This is a genomic window from Franconibacter pulveris, from assembly GCF_056780215.1.
Genome location: NZ_CM165555.1, coordinates 3,913,591 through 3,934,569, shown reverse-complemented (window position 1 = coordinate 3,934,569; position 20,979 = coordinate 3,913,591). Strand labels below are relative to the sequence as shown.

Sequence of the window (20,979 nt, the reverse complement as noted above, 5' to 3'; positions counted from 1 at the left end):
AGACTTATGCAAACTCTCGATTCACTGATTAACGCCATTCCCGCTCCCGACCACGAGGCCGCCCTGCGCGCCCGGCGGCATATCGACGGCCTGCTGAAGCCTACCGGCAGCCTTGGGCGGCTGGAAGATCTGGCGGTGCAGCTGGCGGCGATGCCAGGCTTTGGCGCGCGTCCCGATGTGTCGCAAAAAGCGATTGTGGTGATGTGCGCCGACCACGGCGTTTATGAAGAGCAGATAACCGTGTCGCCGCAGGCGATCACCGCCATTCAGGCGCTGAACATGATGCAAAACCACACCGGCGTCTGCGTACTGGCGGCGAATGTCGGCGCGAAAGTACACGTGGTGGATATCGGCATCGACTGCGAGCCGCTGGCGGGCATCGCCTGTCTTAAAGTGGCGCGCGGCAGCGGCAATATCGCCCGCGGCCCGGCGATGCGGCGTGAGGTGGCGGAACAGTTGCTGCTGGCGAGCGCAAACCACGCTCGCGAACTGGCGGCGCAGGGCGTGCGGCTGTTCGGCGTGGGGGAGCTCGGCATGGGCAACACCACGCCCGCCGCCGCTATCATCAGCGTACTGGCGAACCGCGACCCGGAGGTCGTGGTGGGCATTGGCGCTAACTACCCGCAGGAGAGGCTGCATCATAAAGTCGACGTGGTGCGCCGGGCGATTGCAGTCAACCAGCCGGACGCGCGCGACGGCGTGGAGGTGCTGGCGAAAGTGGGTGGGTTTGACCTGCTCGGCATGGCGGGTGTCATGCTCGGCGCGGCCTCGTGCGGGCTGCCGGTGGTGCTGGACGGCTTTCTCTCGTATGCCTCGGCGCTCGCCGCCTGCCGCATTGCGCCCGCGCTGCATGACTACTTAATTCCTTCCCATCTGTCGGCGGAAAAGGGGGCGCAAATCGCGCTTGATGAGCTGTCGCTCACGCCTTACCTCAATATGGATATGCGCCTTGGCGAAGGCAGCGGCGCGGCGCTGGCGATGCACCTGGTGGACGCCGCCTGCGCGGTATACGACAACATGGGCACGCTTGCCGGCAGCAACATTGTGTTGCCGGGTTAGCCTGCCACCACTTGCTTAAGCGCCGCGATCAGCGCCGCGTTGGCCTCACGGGATTTCACGGCGACGCGATAGTAGCGGGCGTCGAGCCCCGGATAGTTGGCGCAGCTGCGGATTAAAATGCGCTTTGCCAGCAGCGCGGCCTGTAAGTCCAGCCCGGGTGCGTCGCAGCGCAAAAAGAGGTAGTTGGCCGCGCCCGGCCAGACCGTTATCCCTGCAAGCTTCGCCAGTTCTGCATAAAGCCAGGGACGCTCGCGGTTGAGCCATGCAAACGTCGCGGCGAGGTATTCGCTATCTGCAAACAGCACTTCGCCCGCCAGCGCGGCGAAAGCGTTAATGCTCCAGGGTTCGCGGCGGGCGCGAAGGGCGGCGACCGCCTGCTCGTCGGCGCAGGCGACATAACCGAGCCGCAGGCCGGGAATGGCGAAGAATTTAGTCAGCGAGCGCAGCACCCAGACGTGAGGAAATTCAGCCAGCACGGGGATAAGCCCCTGCGCCTGCGGCGCGAAATCCAGAAAGGCCTCATCGACAATCAGCGTGATGCCGCGCTCACCGCAACGCTTCGCAATCGCCTTGATTAGCGCCTCATCGGGCAACAGGCCGGTGGGGTTGTTGGGCGTGCAGAGAAACAGGCAGTCGAGGTCGGGCGTCAGCGCCTCAAAAAACGCTTCGTCAATTTGCCAGCCGTTCGCTTCCGTTAGCGAATAATCGATAATGTCGCAGCCCACTTTTTCCAGGGCGCGGCGATATTCAGCAAACCCCGGCGTCACCAGCAGCGCCCGGCGAGGCGCAAGCCAGGCCGCGAGCGCGAAAATCAGCTCCGTCTCGCCGTTGCCCGCCAGCACCCAGGAGAGAGGGATGCGGTGGTGAGCCGCCAGCCGCGCATGCAGCGCCTGGTACTCCACGTCCGGGTAGCGCTCCGCCAGCGCGAGGTTATCGATAATCGCCTGTCGCAGCGAGCCGGGCATGCCGAGCGGGTTGATATTGGCGCTGAAGTCGAGCAGCTCCGCTTCGTCAACGCCGTAAAGCGCCGCCGCCTCGCGGGTGTTGCCGCCGTGCTGGCTGGAAAGTAAGGCCATAATGCGTTCCGGTAAGGGGTTTTCGTCAGTGTAGCCTTACGGGAGCGGCGCGGAAAAGTGGCTTAATTGGCGGGATGAACTACCCTCCATGCAGGGACTGCCTCTGGCGCACTGAACGGGAGAACGTATGCTTGTGCTGTGGAATACGGTTATCGTCATCACGACATTTTGCCTGATGGAGATAGTGGCGACGCTTGCCCATAAATACATTATGCACGGCTGGGGATGGGGCTGGCACCGTTCGCACCACGAGCCGCGCCACGGCTGGTTTGAGGTTAACGATCTCTACGCGGTGGTGTTCGCGCTGCTCGCCATTGTGCTGATCGCGCTGGGAACGGCGGGCTGGTGGCCGCTGCAATGGCTTGGCGCAGGCATGACGCTCTACGGGCTTTTCTATTTCCTCGTGCATGACGGCCTGGTGCACCGCCGCTGGCCGTTTAACTACATTCCGCGCCGCGGCTACCTTAAGCGGCTTTACCAGGCGCACCGGCTGCACCACGCGGTGAATGGCAAAGAGGGGTGCGTCTCCTTCGGTTTTCTCTACGCGGCGAAGCCGGAAGCGTTGCAGGCGGAGCTGCGCCGCCGTCACGGACGCAAACCTAACGCGGACGCCGCCAGAGCCCGGCGGGACGGGAAGCCTGTCGCGCAGAGCGAGAGCCGAGCGCAAGACCTGCCGCCGAAATCAGCAGAGTGAGTTTTCTGGCTTTGCTGGTGCCCTGCCGCCGGTCCCAGGCCCGCGGCCCTGCTTCCACTACGTTCACGCCAATTTCCCGGTACACGCTGCGGGCGGTGGCGATGGCCCACGCCGAGCGCAGCGGCAGCGCGCCCAGGCCCGCTTTCGCCGAGCGGTAATAAGGCTCCGCTTGCTCCACCAGACGGCGGGCAATCAAGGCAAGCCGTTCGCGATTCTCTGGCGCGGCGTAATTCTGCTGCGTCAGCCCGGCGTCGTGCAGCCAGCGGGCGGGAAGGTAGCAGCGCCCGTTCCTGGCGTCCTCCACAATATCGCGCGCGATGTTGGTAAGCTGGAACGCCAGCCCCAGGTCGCAGGCCTGGTCCAGCGCCGCCTCGTCGCGCACGCCCATTACCCGCGCCATCATCAGCCCCACCACGCCCGCCACGTGGTAGCAGTAGCGCAGCGTGTCTTCAATCGTCTCGTAACGCTCGCCGCGCACGTCCATGGCGAAGCCTTCGATGTGGTCCAGCGCCTGCCGCTCGGGAATGGCGTGGGCAAGCGCCACCTCCTGAAAGGCGGCGAAGGCCGGGTCGCTCATCCGCTCGCCCCGGTAAGCGCGATGGGTCAGGCGCTGAAGCTCCGCCAGGCGCTGTTCAATGCTCGTTTCTGCGACGGCGCCTGAGGCGAACCCCAGCGTCTGGTCGTCTATCACGTCATCGCAGTGGCGGCACCAGGTGTAGAGCATCAGCACGCTGCGGCGGGTTTCGGCGTCGAACAGCTTCGCCGCCGTGTTAAAGCTTTTTGAGCCTGCGGCCATGGTCTGGGTGGCGTGGTTTAACAGCGGTTGATTCATTTCGCCAGCGCCTCCAGCATGAGCCCCGCCGTGGCTTTCGCCGAGCCGATCACCCCAGGCACGCCCGCGCCCGGATGGGTGCCTGCGCCAACGAGGTAAAGGTTGGCGAAGTGCGCGTCGCGGTTGTGCGGGCGAAACCAGGCGCTCTGCGTCAGCAGCGGCTCGATGGAAAAGGCGGAGCCTACATGGGCGTCGAGCTGGTCGCGAAAATCAAACGGCGTAAAGATGCGGTGCGTCACCAGCTGGTCGCGCAGGCCTGGCATGTAGCGCTGCTCCAGGTAATCGAAAATACGCTCGCGCAGGCGCGGGCCTTCCACCGCCCAGTCGATGTCGGCGCAGCCCAGATGCGGCACCGGCGCCAGCACGTAGTAGCTGCCGCAGCCGGGCGGCGCGAGAGACGGGTCGGTTACGCAGGGCGCGTGCAGATAAAGCGAGAAATCATCGGCCAGCCGGTCGCTGTTAAAAATGTCATGAATCAGCGCTTTATAACGTGGGCCGAAACAGACGGTGTGGTGCGCAAGCTGGGTATGCTGTTTATTGAGGCCGAAATAGAGCACGAACAGCGAGTTGCTCATCCGCTTGCGCTTAAGCTTGTTGGCGCGCTGCGCCCCGGCGGGGTGGTGGCCGAGCAGCTTCTGGTAGGTATTGATAACGTCGGCGTTAGACGCGACGGCTGAAGCCGGGAAGGTGCGGCCATCTTCCAGCGTCACGCCGGTTACGCGCGAACCGGCGGCCTCGATGCGTTTTACCTTCGCGTTCAGCGCCAGCTCGCCGCCGAGATCTTCAAACAGCCGCACCAGCCCCTGCACCAGCGCGCCGGTGCCGCCGCGGGCGAACCAGACGCCCCATTCCCGCTCCAGCGCGTGGATAAGCGTGTAGATGGAAGAGGTGGCGAAGGGGTTGCCGCCCACCAGCAGCGAATGAAACGAGAACGCCTGGCGTAAATAGTCATCCTCGATAAACCTCGACACCACGCCGTACACGCTGCGCCAGGCCTGAAGCCGCGCTAACTGCGGGCCCGCTTTCAGCATGTCGCGAAACGAGAGAAACGGCACCGTGCCAAGCTTCAGGTAGCCCTCTTTAAACACCGCCTGCGAATAGGCGAGAAACTGGCGGTAACCTTCCACATCCTTTGGGTTAAAGCGCGTAATCTGCGCCTCAAGCTTCTGCTGGTCGTTGTCGTAATCCAGCACCTTGCCCGACTCCCAGCAGAGGCGATAAAACGGCGTGACCGGCAGCAGTTCAACATAATCGGCCATCTTTTTGCCCGCCAGGGTGAAGAGCTCTTCTATCGCGCTCGGGTCGGTGATGACCGTCGGGCCGGCGTCGAATTTGAATCCCTGGTCTTCGTAGACATAGGCGCGTCCGCCGGGCTTGTCGCGCTGCTCCAGCAGCAGCGTGGGGATGCCCGCTGCCTGCAGCCGGATGGCTAACGCCAGGCCGCCAAAACCGGCGCCTATCACAATTGTCTTTTCCATTATCGTCCTCATCGTCCTCGTTGCCGCAGCGGTTGTTTAAGTATCGCCAGCAGCGCCTCGCCGACGGGCACCGGCGGCTTGCCGCTGAGAAGGCGCGCCATATCGGCGGGCGTAAGCCGCCCGGCGTAGAAGCGGGCGATAAGCCCGTCGCTCAGGCCATAAAAGCGCGCCATCACCCGCCAGCGCTGCTCAGGTCGCCCGGCGAGAAACAGCATGCGGTTAAGCAGGCGAAAGAAGCGTTGCCGCCGCCACTGTTTCTGCGCGTGGCGGGCGATAAGCGTGTAAAGCGAGGGGTGCGAAAAATCGGTTTGCCAGGCGAGCAGGTCGGCAAGCTGCGCCGACTGCGGCAATGAATAGCCGGTGGTGGCGTGAAACAGCCCGGCGCGCAGGCCGCTGCAGGGCTGGCCCGCTTTGCTGCGCCAGAAAGCGCGGGGGTTTCCGGCAAGCGTAATGGGCAGGCAGCCGCGCTCCTCCCGTTGCAGGCTCTCCAGCCGCCAGCCCTGGGCGGCGGCATAGGCGTGAATATTGGCCCGCGCCTGCGCCTGGTTTATCTCCGGGTGGTTGGTGTAGTACGTGTCTTCAATCAACAGCGTGTCAGGCGAAAGCGGCAGGGTATAGACGAAGCGATAACCCTGCTGCTGGTCAACCGTGGCGTCCATCAAAATGGGGCGCTCAAGGCTGTGAGGTGCTGAGAGCCGCCACTGCTGGCCGATAAACGCCTGGTAGCCGCACGCGATATGCTCATTCAGCAGCGGGCCGCGGCCGTCGATGACCGCGCGGGCGGTGAGCCGCTCGCCGTTATCCAGCGCCACTTCGCCGGGCGCCACGTGCATAACCGATACGTTGCAGCGCAGCGCCGCGTTAAGCTTCTGGCGGAGCTGATGGGCGAAATGGTCGGAAGTGATAGTCAGGTAGGCGCCCGGCAGCGTGCGCTCACGGTCAGGAAAGCGCACGTCGTAACCCTGCCAGCGGTACGCCACCAGCGGCGAGAGCCAGGCGAGCTGCTCCGGCGTGAGGTCCTGTTCGTGGAAAGACCAGGTGTGGTTGCCGCCCGCCTGCGGCCCGGCTTCGAGCAGCAAGACCTTGAGGTGCGGCTGGCGCTGGTGAAGACGCCAGGCGATAAGCCCGTTCGCCAGCCCCGCGCCCACCAGAATCACATCCCATTGCGGCTTCATAGCGTCTCCTTCGTACCGCCCAGCGCCGCTTCGGTGAGCGTGGCGGCAAGCGTCACGCCGCCTGCGCGCTTCAGATCCTCGCGAACCTCGGCGAGCCGCTGACGGTAGCGCGGCTCCGTCAGCACCTTTTGCAGCTGGCGGGCAAGCGTGTCGCGGGGGGCGAAGCGGGAAACGCGCTCGCCAATGCCGCTGTAGACGACCCGCGCCGCCACGCCGGGCTGATCGAAGGCTATCGGCAGCGCGAGGATCGGTGTATTGCCCGCCACCGCATCCAGCACGGTATTAAAGCCGCCATGGGTGATAACGGCCTGCGCCTCGCGAATGATGGCGGGCTGATCGGCGAAATCGACCACCTGGCTTGCGCCGAGCGCGCGCAGCTTCTCCTCCTGGGCGGCGGTCAGCCCGCCGCAGTGGGCTATCACCAGTTCTGCGCCAAGCCGCCGACAGGCGCGGGTTATCTTTTTAAACAGCCCGAAACGGTGGCCCTGAAGCGTACCCAGCGAGGCGAAGACTAGCGGCGCGGCGGCGCGGCGCGCCTCTGAAGGTTCGCTCGCGGCGGGCGGGCGCAGCGGCCCAACGGCGTGAAAACAGGCCGGCAACCGCTGTCGGGGAAAATCGAGCGACGGCAGCGTCTGGCTGATTTGCGCCCGGGGCGAAAGCCACTCATGCAGCCCGCGCCGCGGCGCAAGGCCCAGCTCTTCGGCATGGCGCGCCAGCACCGCATTCTGGCGGCGCATCATCCAGTCGTGGATGCGTTCGCTCGCCTGATAGGTGCGGCGCGCCCGCTCGCTGGCGGCATAATCAAAAGGCATTACCGGTAGCGGCAGCCCCGGCTCGCGATTTACCGGCAGGGCGCAGGCGACCGAGACAAACGGCAGCCCGGCGGCCTCCGCCGCCAGCGCGCCCGCCGGCTCCATCTGGTCGACAATCAGTCCGTCCACCTCCAGCGTTTTTAGCGCGTCGGGCAGCTCCCGGCAGAGCATATCGGTAATGCCCGCCAGGTTGTTGATAAGGCGAAAGAGCGAGAGGCCGTTCGGCCGCGCCAGCAGGCGCAGCGATCGCGGCAGGCTGCCGGGGCCGTGCGTATGTTCGCCCACGGCGTAAAAGGCGAGACGCGGGTCGCCCAGCAGGGGGCGCGCTTCGCTCTGATGAATAAAGGTGATGCGATGGCCACGCTCCACAAGCGCGACGGCCAGCGCCTCCAGCGCCTTCACGTGGCTGTAAAAGGGCGGGGCGATAACGGCGTAATGGCTCATGCGTCCCGCGATACCGCAATCAGCGGCGCGGCGCGCAGCGCCACCAGGTCCGCGCTGCCGGTACAAAAGCAGGTTACCCGCAGCTGTTCAATCAGCACCTCGAAATGGTCGATAACGGCTTGCGCCGAAGTGTTGGCGCTGCCGAGCACCGCCGCCGCCTGGCCCACCAGATGGGCGCCGAGACGCAGCGCCTTAGCGGCCTCGATGCCGTTGGTAATACCGCCGGAGGCGATAAGCGGGGTATCGGGCAGCGCGTCGTGCAGGTCGCGCAGCGCCTGCGCAGTGGGAATGCCCCAGTCGGCAAACGCCATGGCGATGGCCCGCTGGCGCGGGGTGGCGGCGCGTTCGCCCTCCACCGCAGCCCAGCTGGTGCCGCCTGCGCCCGCAACGTCCAGCATCGCGACGCCCGCATCGACCAGCTGTTTGGCGACCGGCAGCGAAAGCCCGGCGCCGACCTCTTTCACCACCACCGGCACGCCAAGCGCGTCGACCGTCTGGCGAATGGCCGCCAGCACCCCGCGCCAGTCGCGGTCGCCGCCGTTTTGCAGGGCTTCCTGAAGCGGGTTGAGGTGAATAATCAGCGCGTCCGCTTCAATCATCTCCACCGCCCGACGCGCGTAAGCCACGCCGCCGGGGCCTGCGATTTGCGCTGCCCCGAGGTTCGCCAGCAGCGGGATATCCGGCGCGACGCGGCGCAGCTCGCCCGTCAGGCCAAAATCGTTCTGCGCTTCCAGCGCCACGCGCTGCGAGCCAACGCCCATCGCCAGCCCCAGCGTTTGCGCCGCCTGGGCCAGATGCTGGTTGATATGCTGCGCCCGCTGCGCGCCGCCGGTCATGGAGCTAATCAGCACCGGCGCCTTCAGCGTTTTGCCAAACAGCATGGTTTCAAGATTAACGCTGTCGAGATCGAGTTCCGGCAGGGCGCAGTGTTCAAAGCGCCAGCGTTCCAGGCCGGTGGTCGCTTTGTTGGTCGCCCGCAAAGGGTCAAGAACGATATCCAGATGATCGTTCTTGCGTTGGATGAGTTCTTCCTTCATGACTGCTCCGGTAGGGTTACGTCGTTATTATCATGACTGAGCGGCATAGTTTACCGCTGGCAGAGCGGAGGAGCCGTCATAAAGGCAGGGTGAACCGCCAGCTGCTGGTTGAACCAGCTGTGCATAAACTGCTGGGTCGCCGCGCCATGGCTGCAAACAAACGCCAGATGCTCGTCGGCGCGGCGCAGGTGTTCGCGCAGGCGCTGGTGCACGCGGTCGTTGCCAAGCACGGAGACCAGCGTGGATTTCCCTGCATCTTTGTTCATGTCCTTACCGGTGGTGGCGAGGCCGTCGATAAGGTCGTCAAGCAACTGAAACGCCTGGCCGAAATCAAGCGCGAAGCTGCGAAGGCGGTTGCGCGCCGCGACGGAGGCGTTGGCGGCGATGGCCGCTAACTGCAACGAGGCGCTGAACAGCACGCCGGTTTTGAGATCGTTAGTGGTGTGAATCGCCTCGGTGCTGCGCGGCTCACAGCCTTCACGCAGGTCCTGATACTGCCCTTTCACCAGCCCCTGAGTGCCGACGGCTGCGGAAAGTTCGCTCACCGCCTGGGCGCGTCCGGCGTCTGACAATCCTTCTGCCGACGAGACCACGCCGAACGCCTTGCTGAGCAGCGCGACTGCGGCGAGGATTGCCACGTTCTCGCCAAATTTGCGGTGAATAGTCGGGCGACCGCGGCGCATCGCGGCGTTATCCATACAGGGGATATCGTCAAGCGTCAGCGAGGCGGCGTGGATCATCTCTACGGCGCAGGCGAGGTCGAGCAGGCCGGGATGGGCGGGCGCGCAGCCTAAATCGCGCGCCGCCAGCAGCATCAGAAGAGGGCGGATGCGTTTGCCTGGCGCAAGCGTCGCGTCGCGCATCGCTTGCGTCACCAGATCGTTTTCTTCCGTCTGCGGCAGCAGCGAATCCAGACGGTTTTCAATAGTTTTGCGCATACTCTGCAGTTCGCAGTCATGGCGTAAGGCTTCGTCGGGGGTGCCTGTCATCGTCGCGGCTCCTGAACTGAGGCATGGCTGTGGTTATGTCCATAAACGTAGTCGCAAGCTTGTACAATTTCCATTTTCCTGGATAACTTTACTGCCCGAAGCCGCTGAACTTTAATGAGAAAGTGCCAGCTAATGTGGGGGTATCAGCCTCTGTCCGTTTGCGCAAAAGCTTTTTCTGGCAGGTGAGAACGTTACAACGCCGGGCGGCGTGGCCGCAGCGAGGACTGGCGGACAATTAATTCGCCTTCCACTTTCATGATTTTATCCAGCAGCGGTTGCCGTCGGGTCAGGGTTAACAGGGTGGTGAGCGCCATTTTTCCCATCTCCCGATAAGATAAATCCACCGTGCTGAGTTCCGGAATTAATTCTGGCGACAGGCTCTGGTTATTGTAGCCAATCACGGCAATATCATGCGGAATGCGCAATCCCTTTGAGAGGATCGCCTGATAACAGCCCAGGGCAATATAATCGCTGCTGCAGAAAATGGCTTCCGGCGGCGGTGAAAAAGCGAGTAAATCCAGCGTCTTTTGATAAGCGGATTTTGGCGAAGGGCCGGTCGCCTGAATATAGCGATCGTCCGGAAAAATATCGTGGTTAATTAACGCCTGACGGTAGCCGTAAATACGATCGTTAGCCGTTTGATCTTCCCCGGTAAGAATAGCGATGCGTTGATAACCCTGCTGGAGCAAATGGCGGGTGGCTTTATAGGCGCCGATTTTATCGGCGGGTAAAATACAGGGAAGATCGGGACGCTCCGGGCAATAGCCGTTCAGCAACACCACGGGAATAGAGAGATTGGCGAACAAGGGCGGCAGCAGCGCGGTGAAGCAGGAGGCGAATATCAGCCCCTGATAGCCGCCGTGGCGGATTTCCTCTTCCAGCGCCGCACAGTGCGCCGGCTCGTTTTTCATATCAAAAATAGCCAGTAGCTTGTTGTGCTGCCACGCCGCCTGCTGGGCGGAGTAGATGGCTTCGCTGAACGGTTCGCTGTTAATTAATCCGTTAAAGATAAACGCGATTTTGTCTATGGCGCTGACGCGGGCCAACGCTTTATGCACGTAACCCATTTCCCGGGCGATGCGCGCAACTTTCTCCCGTGTCGCTTCCGAAAGCTTTACGCTCTGCGAACCGTTTAAAATAAGGGAAACGGTAGATTGCGACACGCCGGAGCGGGCCGCAATATGGCGCATAGTGACTTTAGTTTTTTGACTCATAGTTTACGGGCGGCGACAAAAATGCATCTTTTTAATAGTAGCACCCGCTTATTACGCCTGTTTTTAAAATAGCTTCGCTATTAACCGCTTACGGTTATTTTACTGCGCCCCGGTGAAGCAGTTTCGGGACGCTTAATTTATTGAAATAACGTGCTTTAATTCAGCGCAAAAATAATGTGCTGTGGATCTGGTTTATTTACAGGAGTGCTGGTAATTTATCCAGTAGCTAATATATTAGCTAATAAGGTCTTTCTTCAGGAGGCCGGCATCATGCGTAAGTGGTCTGTAGAAAAAGCGTGGAACTGGCATGCGCAACAGGGATGGCTGCGCGGGTTCAACTACCTACCGCGCACGGCGGTGAACTGGACGGAAATGTGGCAGCGGGAGACGTTCGACCCGGCCTGTATCGCCCAGGAACTGCAGTGGGCCAAAGCCATCGGCTTCAACAGTTTGCGCACCAATCTGCCTTTCATTGTCTGGGAGCACGATCGCGACGGTCTTATCGATCGCATCGGGCAGTTCCTTGAAATTTGTCACCAGAACGACATCCGCGTGATGCTGACGCTGATGGACGACTGCGGTTTTTCCGGCGAACATCCCTTCCTCGGCCAGCAAAAGCTGCCGGTGCCCGGCGTGCACAACAGCCAGGCGGCGGCAAGCCCGGGGCGCAACATCGTGATGCAGCCTGCGCTGTGGGGGCTGGTTGAGCGCTATATCAAAGATATCGTCGGCCATTTCGGCCAGCACAAGACGCTTATCGTCTGGGACCTTTATAACGAGCCCACCAACCGCATGATCTTCACGCCGTCCGGGCAGACCACCTTCGACCCGGCGCTGGAGCGGCGCAGCCATCGCCTGATGGTGCTGGCGTTCCGCTGGGCGCGCGAGATGAAGCCGCAGCAGCCGTTAACCGTCGGCGCCTGGCATATCGCCGCGGGCCAGGACCCGGCGCTGCCGGTCTATTCGCACCCGACGGACCAGCGCGCGCTGGCGCTCTCGGACGTTATTTCGTTCCACGCCTACGTGCCGCTGGCGCAGCTTCATCAGGCCATTACTTACCTGCGGCAGTTTAAGCGCCCCTTGCTCTGTACCGAATGGATGGCGCGCCATGCGGCCTCGGTGATGCACGAACAGCTGCCGCTGTTTAAAGCGCAGGGCATCGGCTGCTGGCAGTGGGGGCTGGTAAAAGGGCGCACCCAGACCTGGCTGCCCTGGCCTGGCCTTGCTACCGTCGACGCCAGCGCGCCGCCCCGCTGGTTCCACGACCTGCTGGACGAAACCGGCGCGGCCTTTGATGAAACGGAAACGGCGCTGATTAAACAGCTGGCGGCTGAGGGCGGCTAAACGGACGCTTCGCCGCCCCGTCGTTAACGCCGTAATAGCGGGCGCCGTTAAAGCGCTCTGCGCTATGCCGTGATTCTCTGGCTCAGAAAATAAAAAGGCATCGCTGCAGGGAAAGGCGCTAAGGGAAATAATGACGGCGCGATATTAATAAGAGAGTGAACAGACACGGCGGTTTTTTTAGCGCTTAAAGCTCCTGCGGACAAATATAAAAAGGCGGCGAGGTTATATTCCTTGCGTTGCTTTCTGTTACAGGAGTTTTTAATGCGCTTCATGCATATGCGTATTGCAAGGCCGGTCGCCAACCCGGAAGCGGCCTTTCAGTGCTATTCTCGCGGGCTGGGCTTTGAGCGCCTTGGGGAATTTACCGACCATGATGGCTTTAGCGGCATTATGATGGGGCATGCCGCGCTGCCATGGCATATTGAATTAACCACCTGCCTGCGCCACCCCGTTAAACCCACGCCTACAGAAGAAGATTTACTGGTGTTCTATTACCCGGAGAGGGCCGCGTGGCAGCGCGTATGTAAACAACTCGAAGAGACCGGTTTTACGCCGGTCGCCTCCTTCAATCCATACTGGGATAAAAACGGGAAAACTTTTGTCGACCCTGACGGATACCGTCTCGTGATTCAGAACCAGCGCTGGCCGCAGGAATAGCCTGATTTTTATTTCCTTATTCCATCACCTTAGGTAGAAAGTGAGCAGAAGGGCGTTATCGTGTTGATGCCTGAAACAGCTCCATTCAGGGAAAATGGAAAGGACTGCAATGAATAAAGATAATTTAATCACCTTGTTCCGGTATAAACGTTGGGCGGACGCTGAAACGCTGGCGGCGATGAGCCGGGTTGATGAAAGTTACAAAGAAAAACGGCATTTAATGCTCAGGCTGATGAACCATATCTACGTGGTCGACAGAATTTTTACCGCCAACCTTTCTGGTCAGGCTCATGGTTATACTGCGCTGAACACGCCGGAAACGCCTGACTGCGCTACGCTGAAAGCGGCTATGGCGGCGGCAACGGCGGGGTTTATTGAATATATTACAGCCCTGCCCGAAACAGCACTGATGGATACCGTCCGCTTTCGTTTTGTTGATGGCGGCGCAGGCGAGATGAAAATTATCGACATGCTGAATCATGTGCTTTTCCACGGCACTTATCACCGCGGCGCCGTAGGCTGGCTGCTTTCAGAAGCGAAGCAAACGCCGCCGAAAGATGTAATGACGGTTTTCCTGAGAGATCACAACTAAACTTTTCCGCCTCTGCGGGGGCTTAAAAGTAAATCAACGGCTGGCTGCGCTTTTCAAAACGCGGCCCGGCCAGCAGGATAAATGTTCCTGAGAAAGATAATAAACGGGTTAGCTACGCCATGAGCAAAACGCAACTTCGGTTACTCTATTTTATTACCGTGATTATTTATGTTGTTCTTATTCCCTGGCTGATGTTTCATTTCATCCCGCCTGTTTACCTGGTGCTGCTGGGTTTTCTGGTCAGCTTTGGTCAGACGTTCGATCTAATGCTTTCGCTGCTGGTTTTTATGGCGCTCTTTTCCGCGGCGCTCGCGTGCCTGACGGTTTATATGTTTAAGCAATGGTATGCCGCTTCGCGCCCTGAGAAATAGGCGCTGGCGTCTTATCAATGCCTTTCGCCAGCCGCCCGCGACAACGAAATGCGGGCCTGTGATTAATTACTCGTAGCGGCTTTGTGCGCTGACGCGGCTATTTCGTTACACAGAGTTTTACCTGAAGAAGGGCATTGAGAGATAGCCAGCTCTTCCACGTTGAATAAATCATCTGTATCAAGCGTGGTGTTTATATGGCTTAACATCCAGTTTTTTAACAGAGGGTTTTTCGCAATGATTCTCTCAAGCTCAGGTAATGCCTCCCATTTATCTGCGAGTAATCGAATAACCGCCTCAGAACTCCCTTCCGCAATGGCCCCATCATCACACTGACGGTAATGAGTAAAATAATCGCTAACTGCCTGCCATGTGGTCAGATGGTCTACGGTGACATCTGCCGCTTCTGCGTCTTCAGGTGAGCATTCCGCTGCTGCTGCGCGAGAACCTGGCAGGGGGCCTCACCGGGGCGCAGCGGCAAGCGCTGACCGCGCCGCAGTTCTGGCACGCGGAAGGGCAGGCAAACTGAAGCGGTTTATAAAAAGCAGACAGCCCGCCAGAGGCGGGCTTAATCGTTCAGATGCGCCGACCATGCTTCGGCGCGTTTTATGGCCGCGTTATTGAAAATGGGCTGTTCATAGTTATCGGTAATATCCCGCACCCGATAAATCTTCCAGACGTTATCCTCAAGACGCAGATAAACACGCAGCTGCATGCGCTGGTTATTTTCAATGCCGAGCCAGACATCCATTACTTTGCCGCCCATAAAATCGGTCGCCGCGCCGGTTTTCAGGCGCGATATCCACTCAGGCGCATAGTCCTGCGTATAAGAGAAATAATCGGCGCCGAGAATTTCCTGCTCGTGAAGCGCGCTTATTTTATCCAGCCGCGACAGCGTTTCGGCTGAGACATAGTTCCTGTAAAGGGCATCTTCGCTGAGGGACTTACCCTCCTCTGGCGCAGAAATACGCGAAAGATGCTGTTGATAAAAAGTGGCAACCCGGCTCTGCACGTCGTTTTTGCCTGCGCTACACGCCGCCAGCATAAAAGCCAGCGCCAGCATCATTATTCTCATCATGGCATCCTGTAAATAACATGGGACGGTTTTGCCTGCCGGTAACCGGGGCCGCCCCACATGTCGCGCTGGCGGAAATCGGAGTACCACGTTGAGCCGTCGAACAGGGCGATATGCCCTGCAGGGTTGCCGCCAGGCCTGGGCTGTATCACCACGATATCACCCGTCTGCGGCGTCTCGCCAGGCTTAAGGGGGCGAAAGCCCGCGTGAATAAGTACCGGCCCATAATCTTTAGCAAAGTGGGTTATCGGCAATTCAATGCCGCCTGCCCGAATCGCCAGCCGCACATAGGTTGCACAAATGCCGTGAGAGGACGCCCTGGCATTGTGACGGGCATAAGCTGCCGCAGCAAATTTATTCCAGCCCATTTTTCTCATTCCTTTTTTAATAAAAGGGGCGTGTTGAAGAGAGTGAATAATAAGTGTGGGGAGAGGCGGTCTGGTTAGGCTAAAAATGTCATTAATAATATGTATTGTGCGGGTGAATTATATCTGTTTTTAAAATTGGAAGTTGCTGTAACGGTAAGGCGTTATGACGATCAGTATTATTGCAATGTCGTGTAACGGGTTGGCTTTATAGGGAGTCTGAAAGTTGTGGCGGGTGGTGGCTCTCAGCGGTTATTTGTATTATAAAAGTTTGGATTTAATTATTTGGCATATGATAAAGGTTCCATAATCTTATCCGGGAGAGCAGATGAAAAATAAATTCAGGCTGTTAATGTAGCTTATATACCTTTCGGGATTGCTGTTTTTATTTTTGTTTTCCGGGAATAAATACGCATGGATGGCTGAAATCGATCCGTCTGTATCCCTCGATTCGATACAAGATAACTCCGATAATAATATGTTTGCCTTTTTAATCTTATGCGCCTTAATCGGTGTTCAGGTTTTAGTATTTGTCATTGAAAAAGGAACGCGCAAGGTAATCCCGGCACTGATAGCCCTTTTTACTGTCCTTGTTTACGCATTGCTGAATTGATGCGTTTCAAATAATGAAAGAGATGAGGTTTTCAGTTAAAAGAAAATATTGAACTATCACCTGAGTCTTCCGGTATTCATGCCATGCCTCAGCTACACTTTTTTGCTTTTTTAAAGCGCGCAGCACAGCAATATGCAAAATGCCGTTACTTACCCGCATGGCAGGAGCCAGCAACAACTTGTCATCTCGGTTGAAGCAAACCGTGTCCGCTCTTATCTGATGGCAGCTTTCAATTATGGTTGAAGGCAGACAACGACCCGGCAAACCACCAGCAGAATGTTATGTTTGGGCTCCTGATGAACCCAGTCAGTGTCATTCCTAAACAGTCAGCAGTAGAAAAACCGGGTACAAACTGGCTGAAATTAGATGAGTTGCTGCAATTAATGGGGAATTTTCCCAAAGCCCCAAAAGTGGGTTTGTTGATCAGCCAATTGCTTAATTTATGTGTCTACACAGGCGGTCAGAGGCCACATGAGCTAGTTTCCAGCCGTTGGGATGCGATTAACTGAGAAGGGAAGACGTTATTGATAGTGGTGGATGTGTCGAAAAATAAAAGGGACCATCTGGTACCTTTGACTGAGTCAGCCATTGGGATACTCGAAAAGTTGAAAGCTGAGAATCTTAACCAGAGCCCCTACATTTTCCCGCAGCGTATCAAACCTGAGCAGCATCTACGCACAGACAGTTTCGCCCAAGCCATCATCTATTATCGGGAACACTTTGCGTTGAACCCGTCTTTTATCGCTCGTGATATTCGTCGTACCTGTAAGTCCCTGATGGGGGAAGCGGGTATCGCTAAAGACCTGCGTGACCGTATTCAGAACCATGCTCTACAGGACGTAAGTTCTAAGCATTATGGTCGTTACGATTACCTGGTTGAAAAGCGTAAGGTACTCGAAAGCTGGGAGTCGCGTGTGAACAAGCACCAGCAACAGCAAGAAAAAAACGGAGTCAATCTATTTCGTCAGATATGCAAGATACTTAAATCGGAACTCTGGATTTACTGGCGAGACCGACGGTTTTCGCCATTTTTCGGTTGCGTTTAAGTTGTCGCTCAATTTACTTTCTACTAACAGGTCTTTGTTTCTTAAGATCAATATGGCCTTTTAAGCCAATGCCAGCTAACGTAAAAATGCCTTGGATAATGAGCCCTATATTTTTCTCGGTAAAGAACACTGCTTTCTTCTCTGGTTCGCGCTCAGTACTTGCTTCCACTTTCCTGGTTTGCTCCCATAGAGCGTTAAGTTCTTCCAACCTTATTTGTCTACACCGATGCCTGCTTTTGGGGAGTGAGGAATCACGGGAGAAGATGACCAGTTTCGAAGAAACCGGGTACAAGAATAACAATATATCCTCACCTGACAGGTTGTTCTCCTCAATGAACTTGCAGGTATTCCTATCGATCTGCTTTAAGTTTCTTTGGGTGGGGCTGATAATATTTGTAAACATAAGGATTGATCCGCCATTGTGTTTCATATTGATGCTCTATAAATCAAAGCATGTTATGCCTGATGGGGTATAATCCTGCCACTTTTTTATGCCATTTTTTCGGGTATTACTCATGTCTAACACTAACTTCTCTCAAACGGCTGCGTTTATCTGGTCGGTTGCCGATCTGCTGCGCGGTGACTTCAAGCAATCTCAGTACGGGCGCGTGATCCTGCCCTTTACGCTGCTGCGCCGTCTTGAGTGTGTGTTGGCAGAAACCAAAGACGCGGTTGTGGCGAAATATGATGAATTAAGAACCAGCCCGCTGCCGGAAGATGCCAAAGAGAAGTTTCTGCTGTGCGCCAGCGGGCTTTCCTTCTTCAATACCTCGAAGATGGATCTGGGCAAGATGGGGCAGAACGACATCAAAGCCAACCTGGAAAGTTACGTACAGGCGTTTTCCCCGGACGCGCGTGAAATCTTCGAACACTTCAAATTCAGTGAGTTTGTCAGCCTGCTGGAAGATGCCAACCTACTGTTCAAAGTGGTGAAGAAATTTGCCACCACTGATTTGAGCCCGAAAGCGATTTCAAACTACGAAATGGGCCTGGTGTTTGAAGAACTTATCCGTCGTTTTGCGGAAAGCTCTAACGAGACCGCCGGTGAGCACTTCACCCCACGTGATATCGTGCGTTTAACCACTTCGCTGGTGTTTATAGAAGATGATGAAGCCCTGACCCAGGACGGTATCATACGCACCATTTACGACCCGACGGCCGGAACCGGCGGCTTCCTCTCTGCGGGCATGGAATATGTGCATGAGCTGAACCCTAACGCGGTGATGCGCGCTTTTGGTCAGGAGCTGAACCCGGAGTCCTACGCCATTTGTAAAGCCGACATGCTGATCAAAGGTCAGGATGTCAGCCGCATCAAGCTTGGCAACACCCTCTCTAACGACCAGCTTCCCGCCGATCACTTCGATTACATGCTGTCTAACCCGCCGTTTGGCGTGGACTGGAAAAAGATTGAGGGCGAGATTAACAACGAGCACACGCAGAAAGGCTTTAACGGTCGCTTTGGCCCGGGCCTGCCGCGTGTTTCCGACGGCTCGCTGCTGTTCCTGATGCACCTGCTCAGCAAAATGCGCGATAACCACAATGTGGATGGTTCTGTAAGCAACGGCGGGCGGATCGGGATTATCCTTAACGGTTCCCCACTGTTTACCGGTGGGGCGGGCAGCGGTGAAAGCGAAATCCGTCGCTACATTCTGGAAGCTGATTTACTGGAAGGCATCGTCGCGCTGCCAACGGACATGTTCTACAACACCGGCATTGCCACCTACGTCTGGATCCTCTCCAACAAGAAAGCGCCTGAGCGTAAAGGCAAAGTACAGCTGATTGATGGCACCAACCTGTGCGGCAAAATGCGTAAATCGCTGGGTTCCAAGCGTAACCTGATGGGCGATGACGACATCAAACTGATCACCCAGACCTTCGGTGATTTTAAGGTGGTGGATGCCACAACCCTGGAAGAACTGGGTCTGGAAAAAGCCGCCGAGCAAAAATCCAGCCGTGGCCGTCAGCCTGCCACTGCCAAAACCGAAGCGCCGAAAACCTTCGCCAGCAAAATCTTTAACAGCACCGACTTTGGCTATCGCCGCCTGACCATTGAACGTCCTCTGCGTTTATCCGCTCAGGTGACTGATGAGGCGATTGCCACTTTACGCTTTGCGCCGAAGCCGTTTAATGCGCCAATGGAACGCCTGTATGAAGAGTTCGCGTCCCAGTGGCAGGCGGATAACTACGGTGATTTCTCCGGGCTGGAAGCCGAAGCACGCGCCATCATCAAAGCCGAATTTGCCGAGCTGAAAGAGAAGCAGCTTAAAGACCTGCTCGACAGCAAACTGTGGCTGGCGCAGCGTGAGTTAATGGATAAAGCACAGCAGATTCAGACAGCTCTGGGTACGCAGGCAGGTGGCAAAACGCTGGCGAGCAATGATTTCAATCAGTTCCAGCTGACCCTGAAAGGGGCCATCAAAACGGCTGGCGTAAAGCTGGATGCGAAAGAGAACAAGCAGTTTATCGATGCCATCACCACCAAAAACCCGGATGCCGAACCGGTGGTGAAGAAGGTGCTGAAAGAAGCCGCTCAGCCGCTGTACGGTGCGTTTGAATACAAAGGCAAAGTGGTGGAGTTTGAGCAGGACGGCGAGCTGCGTGATAACGAGAACGTGCCGCTGAACCCGGCGGTATCCACCAGCGACCTGATTGAAAACTACTTCAAAGCTGAAGTGCTGCCACTGGTAGCTGATTCTTGGATTAATGCTGAAAAGCAAGATAATAAAGATAATAATGTAGGAATAGTTGGTTATGAGATCAACTTTCATTCCTGTTTCCAACGAAAACACTACAGAGATAAACTTCTTCAAGGAAAATCGGTTCGTTTAAAAGAAATAGTAAAAATAAACAATTCTGGGTCTTATGTATTGGATCAATTAACTGGAAGGATAAATGAATTTTCTTCCTTAAGTGAAAAGGGAATTGCTCTGAATCCAATTCGCTTTGATTTACACAATGAAACTCTCATTCCTGAGTTTTATAATATATTTTTACAACAGGAAGAAGGTGTGGACTGGCTTAAAAATAATTTCAAATCACCTTCCATATATTCAAGAAGTATATCATCAATGTCAGCATGGTTAAATGCGAAGTTCTTGCTTCCAACCGTAGGTAATCAGTCAGGGTTAATAGAGCTTTGGAATGAGTGTGAGGCAGTATTAGCTCGAGTCTCGTTACTTAAAAAATCTGTTTTTTCAAATTTTATCTCAGCACAAGAACAATTACTACCATATCAAAGAGTTGCGCATAGATATGAACAAGAATTCTCAGCAATGCTGCCTACTCCTTTAGCCATCCTGTGGGAGTTAGCAGAGTCAAAATTTAATAATAGAGAACGATGTGAGTCTCTTATAAAATTTTTTGAATATATTGGCTTGTATTTTGTTTCATTTGTTTTTGGGCATAAAAAACCGTCAAGAGAATACTTTTGTAAAAAGAAAAAAGACTTGCCAGATATTACAATGGCTTTTAGTCATAATAGAATTAACGACTATAAGAATCTATTTGATTTAAGTGATGGTAATGTCAGTTTGATATGTAGTGACGAAATTGTAAAGATTCTCCGTGAAGCCACTGAGCTAAGAAATGATATTTCTCATAGAGGATTACCCTCTGCCGCAGCTGTAAGTTCAACAAAAGAGGTTGTTGAGAATTTGGTTAATCGTATGCAACTTGAATGTCGAGAGTTTTTTGAATTAACCACTCTTATAAAACCAATTCAAGCAAAATTCGATGGAAGTGGATTTTTGAATGAAGTTGAGGTTCTTAAAGGGTTAGGGATTAATCCGAGTAAAACTACGCAATTCAAGACTTCTGAGCCTATGATATCCGGAGAGCTATATCTTGCACATGGTGATTTAGCAGTCAATGAAAATATAAGTGTAACCAAAATGTTTCCGTTAATGGTCATGAGAGAAATTTTACCCGAAAGTGATATAATGGGTTTTTACTTCTATAGTGACATTTTTGACGATAATATTCGTTTTGTTTGTCCTTATCCTAACGTGACAACTTACACATTTCTCGAAAAAAATATTATTACAGATAGCCTAGGGTGAATCATTTAAAATAATTATTCTTGTATAAATTCTTGGATGTCTGGGTATCCG

At 56.2% G+C, this 20,979-nt stretch carries 18 protein-coding genes and 2 pseudogenes; 9 read left to right on the top strand and 11 right to left on the bottom strand.

What is annotated here, in order from left to right; translation table 11 throughout:
- Positions 1 to 6: 6 nt before the first annotated feature.
- Positions 7 to 1,059, top strand: a complete 1,053-nt coding sequence (cobT, locus tag ACU4F7_RS18530) for a nicotinate-nucleotide--dimethylbenzimidazole phosphoribosyltransferase (protein ID WP_481637518.1) — start codon at positions 7 to 9, stop codon at positions 1,057 to 1,059.
- Here the strand turns inward: cobT and cobD are convergent.
- Positions 1,056 to 2,135 (bottom strand): threonine-phosphate decarboxylase CobD, encoded by a 1,080-nt coding sequence (gene cobD, locus ACU4F7_RS18525; RefSeq protein WP_481637517.1) that lies wholly within the window; start codon positions 2,133 to 2,135, stop codon positions 1,056 to 1,058. The genes cobT and cobD overlap by 4 nt on opposite strands.
- Before the next feature lie 127 nt (positions 2,136 to 2,262).
- Between cobD and ACU4F7_RS18520 the strand changes: the two genes are divergently transcribed.
- A complete protein-coding gene (locus ACU4F7_RS18520; RefSeq protein WP_481637516.1) occupies positions 2,263 to 2,829 on the top strand; it encodes a sterol desaturase family protein in 567 nt (188 codons plus the stop codon).
- On the opposite strand, the gene crtB is transcribed toward ACU4F7_RS18520, so the two are convergent.
- The 7 genes from crtB to ACU4F7_RS18485 all read right to left on the bottom strand — a co-directional run bounded on the left by crtB (position 2,735) and on the right by ACU4F7_RS18485 (position 10,810).
- Complete coding sequence (gene crtB, locus ACU4F7_RS18515) at positions 2,735 to 3,661, bottom strand: 15-cis-phytoene synthase CrtB (protein ID WP_481637515.1); 927 nt, start codon at positions 3,659 to 3,661, stop codon at positions 2,735 to 2,737. The two genes, ACU4F7_RS18520 and crtB, sit on opposite strands and share 95 nt — an antisense overlap.
- Positions 3,658 to 5,139 (bottom strand): phytoene desaturase, encoded by a 1,482-nt coding sequence (locus tag ACU4F7_RS18510; protein WP_481637514.1) that lies wholly within the window; start codon positions 5,137 to 5,139, stop codon positions 3,658 to 3,660. The genes crtB and ACU4F7_RS18510 overlap by 4 nt, the downstream gene beginning before the upstream one ends.
- A gap of 8 nt (positions 5,140 to 5,147) precedes the next feature.
- A complete protein-coding gene (gene crtY / locus ACU4F7_RS18505; protein WP_481637513.1) occupies positions 5,148 to 6,314 on the bottom strand; it encodes a lycopene beta-cyclase CrtY in 1,167 nt (388 codons plus the stop codon).
- Positions 6,311 to 7,570, bottom strand: a complete 1,260-nt coding sequence (locus ACU4F7_RS18500) for a glycosyltransferase (protein WP_481637512.1) — start codon at positions 7,568 to 7,570, stop codon at positions 6,311 to 6,313. The genes crtY and ACU4F7_RS18500 overlap by 4 nt, the downstream gene beginning before the upstream one ends.
- Complete coding sequence (gene fni, locus ACU4F7_RS18495) at positions 7,567 to 8,607, bottom strand: type 2 isopentenyl-diphosphate Delta-isomerase (protein ID WP_188723819.1); 1,041 nt, start codon at positions 8,605 to 8,607, stop codon at positions 7,567 to 7,569. The genes ACU4F7_RS18500 and fni overlap by 4 nt, the downstream gene beginning before the upstream one ends.
- A gap of 50 nt (positions 8,608 to 8,657) precedes the next feature.
- Positions 8,658 to 9,596, bottom strand: a complete 939-nt coding sequence (locus tag ACU4F7_RS18490) for a polyprenyl synthetase family protein (RefSeq protein WP_024558884.1) — start codon at positions 9,594 to 9,596, stop codon at positions 8,658 to 8,660.
- Between the two features lie 191 nt (positions 9,597 to 9,787).
- The gene (locus tag ACU4F7_RS18485; protein ID WP_481637511.1) at positions 9,788 to 10,810 is read right to left on the bottom strand and encodes a LacI family DNA-binding transcriptional regulator; all 1,023 of its coding nucleotides are present in this window, start codon (positions 10,808 to 10,810) and stop codon (positions 9,788 to 9,790) included.
- Positions 10,811 to 11,080: 270 nt separating this feature from the next.
- Here ACU4F7_RS18485 and ACU4F7_RS18480 point away from each other — a divergent pair, with 270 nt between their 5' ends.
- The 4 genes from ACU4F7_RS18480 (at position 11,081) to ACU4F7_RS18465 (ending at position 13,774) form a co-directional block, all read left to right on the top strand.
- On the top strand, positions 11,081 to 12,154 hold the full coding sequence (locus tag ACU4F7_RS18480; RefSeq protein WP_029590466.1) for a cellulase family glycosylhydrolase: 1,074 nt from the start codon (positions 11,081 to 11,083) through the stop codon (positions 12,152 to 12,154).
- Positions 12,155 to 12,415: 261 nt separating this feature from the next.
- Positions 12,416 to 12,811 carry a VOC family protein gene (locus tag ACU4F7_RS18475; RefSeq protein WP_481637510.1) on the top strand — a complete coding sequence of 132 codons (396 nt, stop codon included), beginning with the start codon at positions 12,416 to 12,418 and terminating at the stop codon, positions 12,809 to 12,811.
- Positions 12,812 to 12,920: 109 nt separating this feature from the next.
- A complete protein-coding gene (locus tag ACU4F7_RS18470) occupies positions 12,921 to 13,403 on the top strand; it encodes a DinB family protein (protein ID WP_481637509.1) in 483 nt (160 codons plus the stop codon).
- Positions 13,404 to 13,522: 119 nt separating this feature from the next.
- Positions 13,523 to 13,774 (top strand): hypothetical protein, encoded by a 252-nt coding sequence (locus ACU4F7_RS18465; protein WP_029590471.1) that lies wholly within the window; start codon positions 13,523 to 13,525, stop codon positions 13,772 to 13,774.
- A 565-nt stretch (positions 13,775 to 14,339) separates the two neighbouring features.
- On the opposite strand, the gene ACU4F7_RS18460 is transcribed toward ACU4F7_RS18465, so the two are convergent.
- Entirely contained in the window at positions 14,340 to 14,849 is a 510-nt protein-coding gene (locus tag ACU4F7_RS18460) for a YqhG/Tai3 family protein (RefSeq protein ID WP_481637508.1), read from the bottom strand.
- Positions 14,846 to 15,214 carry a hypothetical protein gene (locus ACU4F7_RS18455; protein WP_029590473.1) on the bottom strand — a complete coding sequence of 123 codons (369 nt, stop codon included), beginning with the start codon at positions 15,212 to 15,214 and terminating at the stop codon, positions 14,846 to 14,848. Before ACU4F7_RS18455 ends, ACU4F7_RS18460 begins: the two co-directional genes overlap by 4 nt.
- 415 nt (positions 15,215 to 15,629) lie before the next feature.
- Here ACU4F7_RS18455 and ACU4F7_RS18450 point away from each other — a divergent pair, with 415 nt between their 5' ends.
- Positions 15,630 to 15,824, top strand: coding sequence for a hypothetical protein (locus tag ACU4F7_RS18450; protein WP_481637507.1), 195 nt, complete (start codon positions 15,630 to 15,632; stop codon positions 15,822 to 15,824).
- 189 nt (positions 15,825 to 16,013) lie between these two features.
- Positions 16,014 to 16,870, top strand: a pseudogene (locus tag ACU4F7_RS18445) (site-specific integrase); the annotation flags it as partial.
- 13 nt (positions 16,871 to 16,883) lie between these two features.
- Here ACU4F7_RS18445 and ACU4F7_RS18440 read toward each other — a convergent pair.
- Positions 16,884 to 17,273: a hypothetical protein gene (locus ACU4F7_RS18440; RefSeq protein WP_481637506.1), complete on the bottom strand. Its 390-nt coding sequence runs from the start codon at positions 17,271 to 17,273 to the stop codon at positions 16,884 to 16,886.
- Positions 17,274 to 17,385: 112 nt separating this feature from the next.
- Here ACU4F7_RS18440 and ACU4F7_RS18435 point away from each other — a divergent pair.
- A pseudogene (locus tag ACU4F7_RS18435) lies at positions 17,386 to 19,647 on the top strand (type I restriction-modification system subunit M); the annotation flags it as partial.
- Between the last annotated feature and the right edge of the window lie 1,332 nt (positions 19,648 to 20,979).

Coding starts and splice junctions, on each gene's coding strand:
- ACU4F7_RS18465 (WP_029590471.1), top strand. CDS start 13,523: ATGAGCAAAACGCAACTTCGGTTACTCTATTTTATTACCGTGATTATT.
- cobT (WP_481637518.1), top strand. CDS start 7: ATGCAAACTCTCGATTCACTGATTAACGCCATTCCCGCTCCCGACCAC.
- ACU4F7_RS18480 (WP_029590466.1), top strand. CDS start 11,081: ATGCGTAAGTGGTCTGTAGAAAAAGCGTGGAACTGGCATGCGCAACAG.
- ACU4F7_RS18500 (WP_481637512.1), bottom strand. CDS start 7,570: ATGAGCCATTACGCCGTTATCGCCCCGCCCTTTTACAGCCACGTGAAG.
- crtB (WP_481637515.1), bottom strand. CDS start 3,661: ATGAATCAACCGCTGTTAAACCACGCCACCCAGACCATGGCCGCAGGC.
- ACU4F7_RS18450 (WP_481637507.1), top strand. CDS start 15,630: ATGGCTGAAATCGATCCGTCTGTATCCCTCGATTCGATACAAGATAAC.
- ACU4F7_RS18485 (WP_481637511.1), bottom strand. CDS start 10,810: ATGAGTCAAAAAACTAAAGTCACTATGCGCCATATTGCGGCCCGCTCC.
- ACU4F7_RS18490 (WP_024558884.1), bottom strand. CDS start 9,596: ATGACAGGCACCCCCGACGAAGCCTTACGCCATGACTGCGAACTGCAG.
- ACU4F7_RS18460 (WP_481637508.1), bottom strand. CDS start 14,849: ATGATGAGAATAATGATGCTGGCGCTGGCTTTTATGCTGGCGGCGTGT.
- cobD (WP_481637517.1), bottom strand. CDS start 2,135: ATGGCCTTACTTTCCAGCCAGCACGGCGGCAACACCCGCGAGGCGGCG.
- ACU4F7_RS18455 (WP_029590473.1), bottom strand. CDS start 15,214: ATGGGCTGGAATAAATTTGCTGCGGCAGCTTATGCCCGTCACAATGCC.
- ACU4F7_RS18475 (WP_481637510.1), top strand. CDS start 12,416: ATGCGCTTCATGCATATGCGTATTGCAAGGCCGGTCGCCAACCCGGAA.
- crtY (WP_481637513.1), bottom strand. CDS start 6,314: ATGAAGCCGCAATGGGATGTGATTCTGGTGGGCGCGGGGCTGGCGAAC.
- ACU4F7_RS18470 (WP_481637509.1), top strand. CDS start 12,921: ATGAATAAAGATAATTTAATCACCTTGTTCCGGTATAAACGTTGGGCG.
- ACU4F7_RS18520 (WP_481637516.1), top strand. CDS start 2,263: ATGCTTGTGCTGTGGAATACGGTTATCGTCATCACGACATTTTGCCTG.
- ACU4F7_RS18440 (WP_481637506.1), bottom strand. CDS start 17,273: ATGTTTACAAATATTATCAGCCCCACCCAAAGAAACTTAAAGCAGATC.
- fni (WP_188723819.1), bottom strand. CDS start 8,607: ATGAAGGAAGAACTCATCCAACGCAAGAACGATCATCTGGATATCGTT.
- ACU4F7_RS18510 (WP_481637514.1), bottom strand. CDS start 5,139: ATGGAAAAGACAATTGTGATAGGCGCCGGTTTTGGCGGCCTGGCGTTA.